Origin of the sequence: Amycolatopsis thermoflava N1165, from assembly GCF_000473265.1 — a bacterium.
GTDB classification, from domain to species: domain Bacteria; phylum Actinomycetota; class Actinomycetes; order Mycobacteriales; family Pseudonocardiaceae; genus Amycolatopsis_E; species Amycolatopsis_E thermoflava.
The window spans coordinates 241,594-254,710 of sequence record NZ_KI421511.1 but is presented as its reverse complement, the minus strand read 5'-3'; the positions used below and the strand labels follow the sequence as shown (position 1 = coordinate 254,710).

The window sequence follows — 13,117 nt, the reverse complement described above, 5'->3', positions numbered from 1 at the left end:
ACCTTGAGCCAGGGCCGCAACCCGCGCTGGGTCCGGCGGCCGACCATGCCAACCTTGCGGCCCTGGGTCAAGGTGATATGCACAAACCGGAAGGCGACGGGATGACCACCCAGCCACCCACCCGAGGTGAGCCGAGGGGCTCTTCTGTCATCCCAGAGCCTGCCCGTCCGGCGAGGACATCTCTTGATCTTTTTCCTGCGCTTCGCGCAGGGAAGCGCCTCACGGCGCTCAAACGGTCACCTTCGCCCCCCCCGCCCCCGATGCCTGATTGTGTTTCAGTCGCCGAGCAGGGTTGTCAAGGCGGGAAAGCGTGCCTTGACAACCCTGGTCGGCGACCAAAGATCGGCTGTGGATCGGGGGCGGGGGAGGTCTGGTTGGGGTGGTCGGTGGCGTTGCGTTGCCGGCCGGCGGTTCGATGCTGGTGGTGTGCTGCTCAGAGCACGAAGCTGTCCGACCAGGGCTGGCCGGATCGGCCGGACAGTGCGTCCAGCAGGCTGACCGCCTGCTTGTCCGTCAGCGACGACACGAAGTCGATCACCGCCCTCCCCCTGGCCAGTCCCCGCACGGCGTCGGCGCCGGCGACCGGCTCGCCCGTCGCTCCGACCAGCAGTTCGGGTGCGTTCCGGGCCAGGTCCTCGAACTCCGACTGCGCCAGCTCGACCAGGTCGTGCAGGCGCCTGGGCAACCGCGACACCTCGTCCCGGTCGGCGAGCCACGCGTCGAGCGCGTCGACCAGCGTCGTGAGCAGTGACGCCTGTCCGCGCTGGTGGAGGGCCAGTTCCGGGCGCAGCAGCACGAAGCGGCGGTGCACGAACTTCAGCACCTGCACCTCGTGCCACTGTGCGGTCCGCAGGGACACGTGCCCGGCCCGGCTGGACGGTGACGGCAGCACGATCACGCCGTCCACCAGCCGGTGCGTCCACCGCGCGGAGAACGCCGCGGTGGCCTGCTCCGCTTCGATCGAACCGTCGAACGGCTCCGCCAGCAGGCCGTCGACCAGCTCGGCGCGGATTCGCGACACCGCGTGGGCGAAGGCGTCGTCGTCGACGATCCACGCGTCCTTGGCGTGCATGCGCCGCCGCAGCTGCTCCAGTGAACGGCCGGGGCGGCGGATCTGCGCGGCGAGCGTCGCGTTGTCCAGGCCGGCCAGCTCCACCGCGTGATCGAGCCACTCCCCCAGCTCGGCGGCCACCGGGGCGTGCTGCAGGACCCCGATGCGGTGGAAGTCCTGGATGTCGTGGATCGCGTAGGCGAGGTCGTCGGCGGTGTCCATCACGGACGCCTCGACGGTCTGCTGCCACGGCTCGATCCGCCCGGCGAACGGCCTGCGCGCGGCCACCACGTCGTCCAGCTCGGTGCAGTACGCGGAGAACTTGCTCGACCCGGTGCCCGGCGCCTCGTCCGGCTCCGCCGCGCCCCGCGGCGGGATGCGCATCGCGGCCGGGTGCGGGTCGGGCCAGTGCAGCCGCGCCCACGGGTACTTCAGCACCGCCGCCCGCACGGCCGCGGTGAGGTCGAGCCCGACCGCCGCCGGGCCACGCACGTCGGTCGTGGTGATGATCCGGAACGTCTGCGCGTTGCCCTCGAACCCGTCCGGCAGCGAGAACCGGTGCCGGGCGATGCGGTCCAGCACCTGCTCCCCCAGATGCCCGAACGGCGGGTGCCCCAGGTCGTGGGCGAGCGCGGCGGCCTCGGCGACGTCCGGGTCGAGCCCGCCGAGCTTGCCGATCAGCTCGGCGGAGTCCACCGAGGACAGCAGCCGCTGCGAGATGGCGCGGGCGACCTGGGCGACCTTGAGACTGTGTGTGAGCCGGTTGTGCAGCAGCCCGGACCCGGCCGCGCTGACCACCTGGGTCACGCCGCCGAGCCGGGCGAAGAACGGCGACACCACGATGCGGTCCCGGTCGGCCCGGAAGGGGTTGTCGGCCAGGTCGGACCACGCCGGTTCGCTGGCGTTCTCCCGGCGTAGCGTCCGCGGATCGGGTTCCATGCGCATCACCGTATCTGTCCCGCCCGTACCCCCGCGGGAGTACGCTGCCCGCCCCGCAGGTGAACATCAGTCGACATCTCTTTCAAACCGGCCACCTCACCAGCGAAGATCGGTCCGTGCGCCCAGTCCGGTTCGCCTTCCAGCCGCTCTACAGCCTGAACACCGGCGGCATGGTCGCGCTCGAAGCGCTGGCCCGCCCCGCCGAGGGGTCCGTGCACGAACTGCTCGACACCGCGCGCCGCGAGCGGCGGCTCGTCGAGACCGACATCGCACTGGCGTGCGACGCCGTCCGCGCGGAAGCCGACCAGCAGACGCTGCTGCCGCTGCACCTGAACATCACGGCCGCCACCGCGGCCGCGCCCGCGGTGGATCCCCTGCTCGACACCCTCGCCCGCGTCGGCAAGCGGCCGCGCGAGGTGGTGCTGGAGGTCGGGCCGCCGTTCTGCTCGGTGTGGCCCGAACAGCTGCTCGCCGGCCTGCACCGGCTCGGCGAGCTGGGTTTCCGGCTGGCGCTGGACGGTCTCGGCCGCGGCGACCTGCCGTTCGCGATGCTCGCGGCGGCGCCGGTGGACGTCCTCAAACTCGACCGCAGCGTGCTGCGCGGCCTCCCCGGCGACGCAGGCTCGGTCGCGGTCGTCGAGTCCCTGCTGCACTTCACGGCCCGCACCAGTGCGCGACTGGTGGCGACCGGGGTCGAGACCGAGGCGCAGCTGGGAGCGGTGCGCCGCCTGGGGGTGCGCATCGCTCAGGGCAACCTGTTCGCCCCCGCCCGGGACGGGGTCCACCTGGGGCACCTGCTGACCCCGGCCATCCCGGACCCGGAGGAGCGCCTCACGCCGGGGCCGCTCACCACGCCGCGCGTGCGGGACTTCCTGCGCCCGGCGAGCACCCTGCCGCACAACGCGACCTGCGACGACGTGCGCACCGCGCTGGCCGCGGGCGACGCGCCCAGCGGCATCGTCGGGATCGACGACGACGGGCGGCCGCGGTGGTCCATCGACCGCACCCGGTTCCTGGTGTCGGTCACCGGCCCGTACGGGCACGCCCTGCACGCGAAGCGCAGCGCGGAGCGGCTCGCGGACACGCCGCACACGATCCACGCCGACGCCGGGGCGCTGGAGCTGCTGGAGCTGGTGACCGACGCGGACTGGGGCCGCACCGGCGACGACGTGGTGGTGGTCGACGACGCGGGCCGCTGCCTCGGTGTGGTGCTGGTGACCGAGGTGGTGCGCGGGGTCGCCGAGGCGAAGGTCGAGGAGGCGGCGGCGCTGAACCCGCTGACGCGGCTGCCGGGCAGCGACACGGTGGCGCGAGACGTGGACCGGCGGATCGGCAGCCGGGAGGCGTTCGTCGCGGCGTGGCTGGACGTCGACTCGTTCAAGGCGGTCAACGACAACGCCGGTTTCGCCGCCGGGGACGACCTGATCCGCGCGATCGGGCGCACCCTGACGGACCTGGCGTCGCGGCTGCCGCGGATGGTGGTGAGCCACGTCGGCGGTGACGACTTCCTGATCGCCTGCGACGTGGACGAGATCGGCACGATCGCGGGCGCGCTGCTGGACACGCCGTGGACCGCGGAGGGCATGCCGGTGACCGTGTCGCTGGCGACGCTGGTCTGCGCCACGGCGACGATCGAGTCCTACCGCGAGGCGTCGCGGCTGCTGGCGCCGCTGAAGAAGCAGGCCAAGTCGGTGCCGGGGTCGAGCTGGGTGCTGGGCCGCCCGGGCTCCGAGCGGGTCGAGGTGCTGCGCGGCCGTTCGCGGCACGCGCTGCCGGAGCAACGACCAGCCGGTCCGGTGGGATTGAGCCGCGCCGGGTAGGTGTGCAACCGGCGGGCCGCGTGGTCCGTCTGGGAAGCATGCGGATGTTGCCGGTGTTGGCGCTCGGGCTGGCTGTGCTGACGGCGTGCGGGGCGTCGGAGGGGTCAGCGGACGGGGAGCGGGCCTGCACGATGATCGGTGCGATGCCGGGGATCAGTCTCGACGTGGCGCCCCGGCCGGACGTCGCGGGCGCGGAGGTGACCGCCTGCTGGGGCGCTGACTGCCGCTCTTGGCGGCCGGACCTGCACCGCGCCACGGCCGCCGAACCGCAGGGCTGCACCGGCACCGGGCCGGACGACAGCTGCTCGGCGCGGGTGGTGGAGACCGGCGGCTGGTACGCGTTCGTCGACGTCGCCGACCTGCGTGAAGGGCCGGTCGAGATCACGGTGGTCCTGACCGACGCGTCCGGTGCCGAGCTGGACCGCACGACACAGACCACCGCCGCCCAGCTGGTGTACCCGAACGGCCCGGACTGCGGAGGCGGCGTACCGCAGGCAACGGTGCGGGTTTAGCTGTGATGTCCAGGGACGTTGTTCCGATTCGAGGTGACCGGTGACGGCCTGTCGTGCAGACAGGCTGGACCTGCACCGCAGCGGCCGAGATGTTCATGGTCGCCGCCAAGACCGTGTGAAGTGGGCGCAGCGCTACCGTGACGAAGGCCCAGCCGGGATGGCTGACCGCAGCTCACGCCCACTGCACAGCCCGGCCCGCACCCCCGAGCACCTACTGCGGGCGATGGTGCGGCTGCGCTGGCGCCACCGGCTGGGCCCGGTCCAGATCGCCGGCCGGCTCGGCCTGCCCGCCTCCACCGTGCACGCGGTGCTGGTGCGCTGCCGGATCAACCGCCTCTCCCGGATCGACCGGGTCACCGGCGAGCCGCTGCGCCGCTACGAACACGATCACCCCGGCTCACTGATCCATGTTGATGTCCAGCTCAACCGGCGGCAAGCCACCCTCACCCGGCTGACCAACCTCCCTGAACATCACGACTAGCTGGTGCGACAGCCCCACAACGCAGAACACCGCCGCGCAGCTCGAGTTCCCCGGAGGGTGTCCCGAGTGCGGCGGCGGTGCTCCGCGGGTGAAAATCCAGATCTAGACGGTGAAGCCCAGCGCCCGGAGCTGCTCCCGGCCGTCGTCGGTGATCTTTTCCGGGCCCCACGGCGGCATCCAGACCCAGTTGATCCGGAAGTCCTTCACCACGCCGGCCTGGCCGACCAGCACCGAGGCCGTCTGGTCCTCGATCACGTCGGTCAGCGGGCAGGCCGCCGAGGTCAGCGTCATGTCGATCGTGGCGGTGTTGTCCTGCTCCACGCGGATGTCGTAGACCAGCCCGAGGTCGACCACGTTGATGCCGAGCTCGGGGTCGACGACGTCCCGCATGGCCTCCTCGATGTCCTCGATCTTGGCCACGTCCGCGGCAGGCGGCTGCGCCTGCTCGGGCAGGTCCTCCGCGGTGCGGCCTTCGCGCGTCTGCTCCTCGGTCACTTCTCGGCTCCGTTCGTGCGGGTCAGCGCATCCTTGAACGCCATCCAGCCCAGCAGGGCGCACTTCACCCGCGCCGGGTACTTCGACACCCCGGCGAAGGCGACCGCGTCCTCCAGCACATCCTCGTCCGGCTCGATCTGGCCGCGGCTCTGCATCATCTCCACGAAGGTGTCCATCGTGGACAGCGCCTCCGACACGGTGTGACCGGTCACCAGATCGGTCAGCACCGACGCGGACGCCTGGCTGATCGAGCAACCCTGCCCCTCGTAGGAGACGTCGGCGACCTTGTCGCCCTCGACCTTCAGCCGCAGGGTGATCTCGTCGCCGCAGGTGGGGTTCACCTGGAACGACTCCGCGTCGAAGGGCTCCCGCAGGCCGTGGCCGTGCGGGTTCTTGTAGTGGTCCAGGATGATCTCCTGGTACATGCTCTCCAGGTTCACCTACGCCACCCCGAAGAACTTCTGCGCCTCGCGGACACCACCGAGCAGCGCGTCCACTTCGGACAGATCGTTGTACAGGTAGAACGTCGCCCGCACGGTGGCGGGCACCTGGCAGACCCGGTGCAGCGGCCACGCGCAGTGGTGGCCGACGCGCACCGCGATGCCCAGGCTGTCCAGCACCTGGCCGGCGTCGTGCGGGTGCACCCCGTCGACGACGAACGCGACGGTCGCGCCCCGGTCGGCGCTGTCCCCGGGACCGATCAGCCGGACACCGGGGATCTCGGCGATCCCGGCCAGCGCGGCCTCGACGAGCGCGTGCTCGTGCGCGGCCACCCGATCCATGCCGATCGCGGTCAGGTAGTCCACGGCGGCACCGAGCCCGACGGCCTGCGACGTCATCGGCACGCCGGCCTCGAACTTCTGCGGCGGCGGCGCGAACGTGGTGCGCTCCATGGTGACCAGCTCGATCATCGACCCGCCGGTGAGGAACGGCGGCATCGCTTCGAGCAGCTCGCGGCGCCCGTAGAGCACGCCGATGCCGGACGGGGCCAGCATCTTGTGCCCGGAGAACACCGCGAAGTCCACGCCGAGGGCGTGGAAGTCGACCGGGAAGTGCGGCACCGACTGGCACGCGTCCAGCAGCGTCAGCGCGCCCACCTCACGGGCCCGGCGGACGATCGGCTCGACCGGGTTGATCGTGCCGAGCACGTTGGACTGGTGCGCGAACGCGACGATCTTGGTGCGCTCGTTGACCAGCTCGTCCAGGTTGGACAGGTCCAGCCGGAACGTGTCGGTCAGGTCGAACCACCGCAGCGTCGCGCCGGTGCGCTGGCACAGCTGCTGCCAGGGCACCAGGTTCGCGTGGTGCTCCATCGCCGTGATGACGATCTCGTCGCCCGGCCCGATGCGGAACCGCTCGGCCTCGGGGCCCGCGGTCGCCGCGTTGCTCATCGCGTACGCGACGAGGTTGATGCCCTCGGTGGCGTTCTTGGTGAACACCAGCTCGCCCGGGTCCGCGCCGACGAACTCGCCGGTGCGGGCGCGGGCGTACTCGTAGGCGTCGGTGGCCTCTTCGGCGAGCTGGTGCGCACCGCGGTGCACCGCCGCGTTCGAGGTCTCCAGGAACCGGCGCTCGGCGTCCAGCACCTGGGTGGGCCGCTGCGAGGTGGCGCCGGAGTCCAGGTACACCAGGGGTTTCCCGTCGCGCACGGTGCGCGACAGGATGGGGAAGTCGGCGCGCAGCGCAGCGACGTCCAAAGGCGTGTTGGCCGCGGCTGTGGTGGTCATGCGCGCCAACTCCTCTCTCGCGGTGTCAGTTCGGGAGGTACAACAACGTCAGACCGCCGCGGCTTCCTTCTTGCCGGTGTACTTGACGTAGCCGTTCTCCTCCAGCTCGTCCGCCAGCTCCTTGCCGCCGGACTCGACGACCTTGCCGTCGGCGAAGACGTGCACGAAGTCGGGGGTGATGTGGCGCAGGATCCGCGTGTAGTGCGTGATCAGCATGACGCCGACCTCGTTGTTCGCCTTGTACTCGTTGACGCCCTCGGAGACGATCCGCAGCGCGTCGACGTCCAGGCCGGAGTCGGTCTCGTCCAGGATCGCGATCTTCGGCTTGAGCAGCGCCAGCTGCAGAATCTCGTGGCGCTTCTTCTCACCGCCGGAGAAGCCCTCGTTGACGCTGCGCTCGGCGAACTCGGGCGAGATCTCCAGCTTGGCCATCTCGTCCTTGACTTCCTTGACCCAGTGGCGCAGCTTCGGCGCCTCGCCGCGCACGGCGGTGGCCGCGGTGCGGAGGAAGTTCGACATCGACACGCCCGGCACCTCGACCGGGTACTGCATCGCCAGGAAGATGCCCGCTCGACTGCGTTCGTCAACCGACATGTCGAGCACGTTCTCGCCGTCCAGCAGCACCTCGCCGGAGGTCACCTCGTACTTGGGGTGGCCGGCGATGGCGTAGGACAGGGTCGACTTGCCCGAGCCGTTCGGGCCCATGATCGCGTGCGTCTCACCCGAGCGGATCGTCAGGTTGACGCCCTTCAGGATCTCCTTGGCGCCCTCGTCGGTGTTGACGCTCGCGTGCAGGTCCTTGATTTCCAGTGTGGCCATGGCCCTTTTTCGTCTCTGTCTCTCGTGGTGGAAGGAGTGGCTCAGCTGCCGACGGCTTCGAGTTCGGCCTCGATCGCCTCGGCCAGGCGCTCGCGGACCTCGGGAACGTCGATCTTCATCAGGATCTCGTGGAAGAACCCGCGGACGACCAGACGCCGCGCCTGCTCCTCCTCGATCCCGCGCGACTGCAGGTAGAACAACTGCTCGTCGTCGAACCTTCCCGTGGCGCTCGCGTGCCCGGCGCCGGCGATCTCACCGGTCTCGATCTCCAGGTTCGGCACCGAGTCGGCGCGCGCGCCCGTGGTGAGCACGAGGTTGCGGTTGAGCTCGTAGGTCTCGGTGCCCTCGGCCGCGGCCCGGATCAGCACGTCGCCGATCCACACCGCGTGCGCGTCGTCGCCCTGCAGCGCGCCCTTGTACATCACGTTCGACTTGCAGTTCGGGACCGCGTGGTCGACGAAGAGGCGGTGCTCCTGGTGCTGCCCGGCGTCGGCGAAGTACAGGCCCAGCATCTCCACGTCGCCGCCGCGGTCGGCGAACGTCGCGGTCGGCGAGACGCGCACCAGGTCGCCGCCCAGGGTGACCACGATGTGCTTGACCGTGGCGTCCTTGCCGAGCCGGAGGTGCTGCTCGGAGACGTGCACCGCGTCGTCGGCCCAGTCCTGGACGCTGACCACGGTGAGCTTGGCGCCCTCGCCGACGACGAACTCGACGTTGTCGGCGTAGGTGCCCGAGCCGAGGTGGTCGAGCACGACCACGCCCTCGGCGTAGGCCTCGGCGCGCACCTGCACGTGGCCGTAGGCGGTGTTGCCCTCGCCGGGGCCGGTCAGCCGCAGCACGGTCGGCTTCGACGCCTTGGTCTCCTTGGGCAGGGTCACCAGGGTCGCCGCGGCGAACGAGCTGTACGCCTGCGCGGCGATCCGGTCGCTCGGGACGCCGGCCTGGCCGAGGCGCTCGTCCTCGCGGCCGACGGTCTCGACGCGCACCTCGGGGGCGGCGTCGACGTCGACCTTGACCTCGCCGGAGGCCGTGGCGGTGCCGTCGTGCAGCCCGCGCAGCCGCTTCATCGGGGTGAAGCGCCAGTTCTCCTCGCGGCCGCCGGGGACCTCGAAAGCCTGGACGTCGTACCCGGTGAAGCGCTCCGCGCGGGAGGCCGCCGGGACGACGGCCTCCGCAGCAGCGGCGGTGTTTTCAGCAGCCACCGTCATGTCAGCCGACGGCTCCTTCCATCTGCAGTTCGATCAGGCGGTTCAGCTCGAGCGCGTACTCCATGGGCAGCTCGCGCGCGATGGGCTCGACGAACCCGCGCACGACCATCGCCATGGCCTCGTCCTCGGTGAGACCGCGGGACATCAGGTAGAACAGCTGGTCCTCGGAGACCTTGGACACCGTGGCCTCGTGGCCCATCGACACCTCGTCGTTGCGGATGTCGACGTAGGGGTAGGTGTCCGAGCGGGAGATGGTGTCGACCAGCAGCGCGTCGCACTTCACCGTGGAGGCGGAGTGGTGCGCCCGCTTGGCGACCTTGACCAGGCCGCGGTAGGAGGTGCGGCCGCCGCCGCGCGCCACCGACTTCGACACGATGGTCGAGGAGGTGTGCGGCGCCAGGTGCTCCATCTTCGCGCCCGCGTCCTGGTGCTGCCCCTCGCCCGCGAAGGCGATCGAGAGGACCTCGCCCTTGGCGTGCTCACCCATCAGGAAGACCGACGGGTACTTCATCGTCACCTTGGAGCCGATGTTGCCGTCGATCCACTCCATGGTCGCGCCCTCTTCGCACTTGGCGCGCTTGGTGACCAGGTTGTAGACGTTGTTCGACCAGTTCTGGATCGTCGTGTAGCGGCAGCGGCCGCCCTTCTTCACGATGATCTCGACGACGGCCGAGTGCAGCGAGTCCGACTTGTAGATCGGCGCGGTGCAGCCTTCCACGTAATGGACGTACGCACCTTCATCGACGATGATCAGGGTCCGCTCGAACTGGCCCATGTTCTCGGTGTTGATCCGGAAGTAGGCCTGCAGCGGGATGTCCACGTGCACGCCCGGCGGCACGTAGATGAACGACCCGCCGGACCACACGGCGGTGTTCAGCGCGGAGAACTTGTTGTCGCCGGCCGGGATGACCGAGCCGAAGTACTCCTGGAACAGCTCCGGGTGCTCCTTGAGGCCGGTGTCGGTGTCCAGGAAGATGACGCCCTGGGCCTCAAGGTCCTCGCGGATCTTGTGGTAGACGACCTCCGACTCGTACTGGGCCGCGACACCGGCGATCAGGCGCTGCTTCTCCGCCTCCGGGATGCCCAGCTTGTCGTAGGTGTTCTTGATGTCCTCGGGCAGCTCGTCCCAGCTGGCGGCCTGCTGCTCGGTGGAGCGGACGAAGTACTTGATGTTGTCGAAGTCGATGCCCGACAGGTCCGCGCCCCAGTTCGGCATGGGCTTGCGCTCGAAGAGCTTCAGCGCCTTCTGGCGCGCCTCGAGCATCCACTCCGGCTCGCTCTTCTTCGCGGAGATGTCGGCCACCACGTCGGCGTTCAGCCCGCGGCGGGCGCTGGCGCCCGCGGCGTCCGGGTCGGCCCACCCGAACGCGTAGTTGCCCAGGGACTCGATGGTCTCTTCCTGGGACAGCGGCGTCGTGGTGGGATTGCGCTGCTCGGCAGCGGCAGTCATTCGCGTTCCCCTCCGTCCGGAGCTTTCGCTTGCAGACCCGGCGGATTTTCCGCAGGGACGTGTGTCGTGCACGCGGCGTCACCGCGTGCGATGGTCGCCAGCCGCTGGACGTGGGTGCCCAGCAGCTTGGCGAACGCCTCGGTCTCCGCCTCGCACAGCTGCGGGAACTCAGCGGCGACGTGGGCGACCGGGCAGTGGTGCTGGCACAGTTGCGCGCCGGCACCGGTGGCCGATGCACCCACCTGGCGGGTGGACGCAGCGTAGCCTTCCCTGGTCAGGGCGGCGGCCAGGGCCTCCGCCCGGTGCGCGGGGCCGTCGGCCGCGTTGACCGCGGCCCGGTGCGGCTCGACCAGCGCGGCCACCCGGCGCTCCGCGAACGCCCGCACCGCGTCCTCGCCCGCGTGCTCGGCGAGGAACCGGATGGCGGCGACCGCGAGGTCGTCGTAGGCGTGCCCGAACCGCGCCCGTCCCGTCTCGGTGAGCAGGAAGAGCTTGGCCGGGCGGCCCCGGCCACGCGGTCCGCGCCGGGGCGCGTCCCGCGTCTCGGCCTCCCCGTCGGCGACCAGGGCGTCCAGGTGGCGGCGCACGGCGGTCGGGCTGATGCCCAGCCGCTCGGCGACGACACCCGCCGTCATGGGGCCGTCCTCCAGCAGGAGGCGGGCGACCTCGTGGCGAGTCCGCCCTTCCGGGGTGGCCTGTGCGGGCACCACGGCAGCGGGACGGCTCGCGCCGTCCTGGTGCTGGGTGGGCCCGCTGTTTTTCACAACATAAGTGTGTCGTATTTCGGGGCGAGAGGCAAAGACAGGTCGACTGCCGGTGACCGGAGTCACGTGACCGCGCTGGTCGACGGCGGATTCGCGGATGACGGCGGGTCGCTCGGGTGGGTGGCGGCGGTGGACCCGGGGTTCCGGGCCGCGGTCATGATCAACCCGGGCCACCGCCCTTCACGAGCGCCCTTCACGGCGTCGATACCCTCTGTGTGTGGCATTGGGCGAGCAGAGCACCGGTGGCGGTGCGGTGGCGGTACCGCTGTCCCCGGTGCGGCCCCCCGAGGCCGGGCCGCTGGAGCAGCGGGAACTGCGCGCGCTCGACATCGTCCGCCGCCTCGGCACGATCGGCGCCCTGCTGCTCGCGCTCGGCTCGCTGGGCGCGGGGGCGGCTCCGGTGCTGAACCCGGTCCAGGACATCCCCGTCCTGCGCCTGTTCGCCCGCATCCCGACCGTCTCGCTGGCCATCTGCTTCGCCGGCATGGGCATGCTCGTCGTGGGCTGGCTGCTGCTCGGCCGGTTCGCGCGGCCGGGGCGCGCCCGCCTCGCCACCCGAGCGGAGCTCACCCGCACCCTCGTCATGTGGCTGACGCCGCTGATGTTCATCCCGCCGCTGTTCTCCCGCGACGTCTACAGCTACCTCGCGCAGAGCGAGATCGTGCACCGCGGCATGGACCCCTACTCGCTGGGCCCGGCGCAGGCCCTCGGCGTCGCCGACCCGCTCACCAGCGGCGTGTCCAACATGTGGCGGGAGACCCCGGCCCCCTACGGCCCGCTGTTCCTCAAGCTGGGCAGCTGGATCTCCGCGGTCGTCGGCGACAACATCGTCGCCGGGGTGCTTCTGCAGCGCGCGCTCGCGCTGGCCGGCGTCGCCCTGATCATCTGGGCCCTGCCGCGGCTGGCGCAGCGCTTCGGCGTCGAACCGGCGACCGCGCTGTGGCTCGGCGCGGCCAACCCGCTCGTGTTGTTCCACCTGGTCGCCGGCGCGCACAACGAGGCACTCGGCATCGGCCTCATGGTCGCCGGCCTGGAGCTGGGCATCCGCCGCCTCCCGGTGCGGGTCACCGGCGACACGGCGCCGCCGCTGGCGCGCGGCGAGGTCCTGTTCATCGTGCTCGGCGCGGCCGTCATCACGCTCGGCGCTGCGGTGAAGATCAACGCGATCATCGCGCTCGGCTTCTTCGGCGTGATGATCGCCCGCCGCTGGCACGGCCGCATCACCGACCTGCTGCGTGCCGCGGCGCTGGTCACCGGCGTGTTCGCCGCGGTCATGGTCGCCGTGTGCCTGGGCACCGGGCTCGGCTTCGGCTGGGTCGGCGCCCTCGGCACGCCCGGCCTGGTGCGCAGCTGGATCTCCCCCACCGCCGAGCTGGCCAACCTCGGCGGCGTCCTGGGCATCGCGCTCGGCCTGGGCAACCACACCAACGCGCTGGTGTCGATCCTGCAACTGGCCGGCACCGCGCTGGCCGGGCTCATCACGGCCAAGTTCCTCTGGGACAGCTTCCGCTGGCGCTACCGGCCCATCATCGGCCTCGGCGTGTCGCTGGGCGCGTTCATGATGCTGCACGTCGCGATGCAGCCGTGGTGGCTGCTGTGGGCGGTCATCCCGCTCGCCGCCGCGGCGGGCACCTCCCGGTTCCGGGTCGCCGCCAGCGTCGCCAGCGTCGCGCTGGCCTTCCTCGCCGCACCGCCGGGCAGCACGTTCGACGGCCGCTCGTTCGTCGTGCCGCAGGCCTACCTGGCCGCGGCTCTCGTCGTCGCCGTCGCGATGGTCGTCGTGTGGCGCAGGGCACCTCTTCTGCTGAAGAGGGATCCGCAGCCGGTGGCCTGAGCCGAGGTCGTACGCTT

The 13,117-nt window shown here is 71.1% G+C and carries 11 protein-coding genes and 1 pseudogene; 4 read left to right on the top strand and 8 right to left on the bottom strand.

The window, feature by feature from the left end:
• Positions 1–433 precede the first annotated feature (433 nt).
• Positions 434–1,996, bottom strand: coding sequence for a deoxyguanosinetriphosphate triphosphohydrolase family protein (locus AMYTH_RS0101285; protein ID WP_027928770.1), 1,563 nt, complete (start codon positions 1,994–1,996; stop codon positions 434–436).
• Between the two features lie 164 nt (positions 1,997–2,160).
• Here AMYTH_RS0101285 and AMYTH_RS0101280 point away from each other — a divergent pair, with 164 nt between their 5' ends.
• The 3 genes and pseudogenes from AMYTH_RS0101280 to AMYTH_RS43360 all read left to right on the top strand — a co-directional run.
• The gene (locus tag AMYTH_RS0101280) at positions 2,161–3,810 is read left to right on the top strand and encodes a GGDEF domain-containing protein (RefSeq protein WP_378332600.1); all 1,650 of its coding nucleotides are present in this window, start codon (positions 2,161–2,163) and stop codon (positions 3,808–3,810) included.
• A 44-nt stretch (positions 3,811–3,854) separates the two neighbouring features.
• The gene (locus AMYTH_RS0101275) at positions 3,855–4,322 is read left to right on the top strand and encodes a hypothetical protein (protein ID WP_027928768.1); all 468 of its coding nucleotides are present in this window, start codon (positions 3,855–3,857) and stop codon (positions 4,320–4,322) included.
• Between the two features lie 53 nt (positions 4,323–4,375).
• Positions 4,376–4,791 (top strand): annotated as a pseudogene (locus AMYTH_RS43360) (helix-turn-helix domain-containing protein); the annotation flags it as partial.
• A 114-nt stretch (positions 4,792–4,905) separates the two neighbouring features.
• On the opposite strand, the gene AMYTH_RS0101265 reads toward AMYTH_RS43360, so the two are convergent.
• Genes AMYTH_RS0101265 through AMYTH_RS43355 form a run of 7 tightly spaced genes read right to left on the bottom strand, consistent with a single transcriptional unit; the run spans position 4,906 to position 11,266 of the window.
• Entirely contained in the window at positions 4,906–5,298 is a 393-nt protein-coding gene (locus AMYTH_RS0101265; RefSeq protein WP_017982993.1) for a metal-sulfur cluster assembly factor, read from the bottom strand.
• Entirely contained in the window at positions 5,295–5,738 is a 444-nt protein-coding gene (gene sufU, locus AMYTH_RS0101260) for a Fe-S cluster assembly sulfur transfer protein SufU (protein ID WP_017982994.1), read from the bottom strand. The genes AMYTH_RS0101265 and sufU overlap by 4 nt, the downstream gene beginning before the upstream one ends.
• Positions 5,739–7,025 carry a cysteine desulfurase gene (locus AMYTH_RS0101255; protein WP_027928766.1) on the bottom strand — a complete coding sequence of 429 codons (1,287 nt, stop codon included), beginning with the start codon at positions 7,023–7,025 and terminating at the stop codon, positions 5,739–5,741. It lies immediately after the preceding gene.
• A 48-nt stretch (positions 7,026–7,073) separates the two neighbouring features.
• Positions 7,074–7,844: a Fe-S cluster assembly ATPase SufC gene (gene sufC, locus AMYTH_RS0101250; RefSeq protein WP_027928765.1), complete on the bottom strand. Its 771-nt coding sequence runs from the start codon at positions 7,842–7,844 to the stop codon at positions 7,074–7,076.
• A 41-nt stretch (positions 7,845–7,885) separates the two neighbouring features.
• Positions 7,886–9,052, bottom strand: a complete 1,167-nt coding sequence (gene sufD, locus AMYTH_RS0101245; protein ID WP_027928764.1) for a Fe-S cluster assembly protein SufD — start codon at positions 9,050–9,052, stop codon at positions 7,886–7,888.
• 1 nt (position 9,053) lies between these two features.
• Positions 9,054–10,502: a Fe-S cluster assembly protein SufB gene (gene sufB, locus AMYTH_RS0101240; protein ID WP_020421260.1), complete on the bottom strand. Its 1,449-nt coding sequence runs from the start codon at positions 10,500–10,502 to the stop codon at positions 9,054–9,056.
• Positions 10,499–11,266 (bottom strand): helix-turn-helix transcriptional regulator, encoded by a 768-nt coding sequence (locus AMYTH_RS43355; protein WP_037322116.1) that lies wholly within the window; start codon positions 11,264–11,266, stop codon positions 10,499–10,501. The genes sufB and AMYTH_RS43355 overlap by 4 nt, the downstream gene beginning before the upstream one ends.
• A gap of 223 nt (positions 11,267–11,489) precedes the next feature.
• Between AMYTH_RS43355 and mptB the strand changes: the two genes are divergently transcribed.
• Positions 11,490–13,100 (top strand): polyprenol phosphomannose-dependent alpha 1,6 mannosyltransferase MptB, encoded by a 1,611-nt coding sequence (gene mptB, locus AMYTH_RS0101230; protein ID WP_037322112.1) that lies wholly within the window; start codon positions 11,490–11,492, stop codon positions 13,098–13,100.
• Positions 13,101–13,117 lie beyond the last annotated feature (17 nt).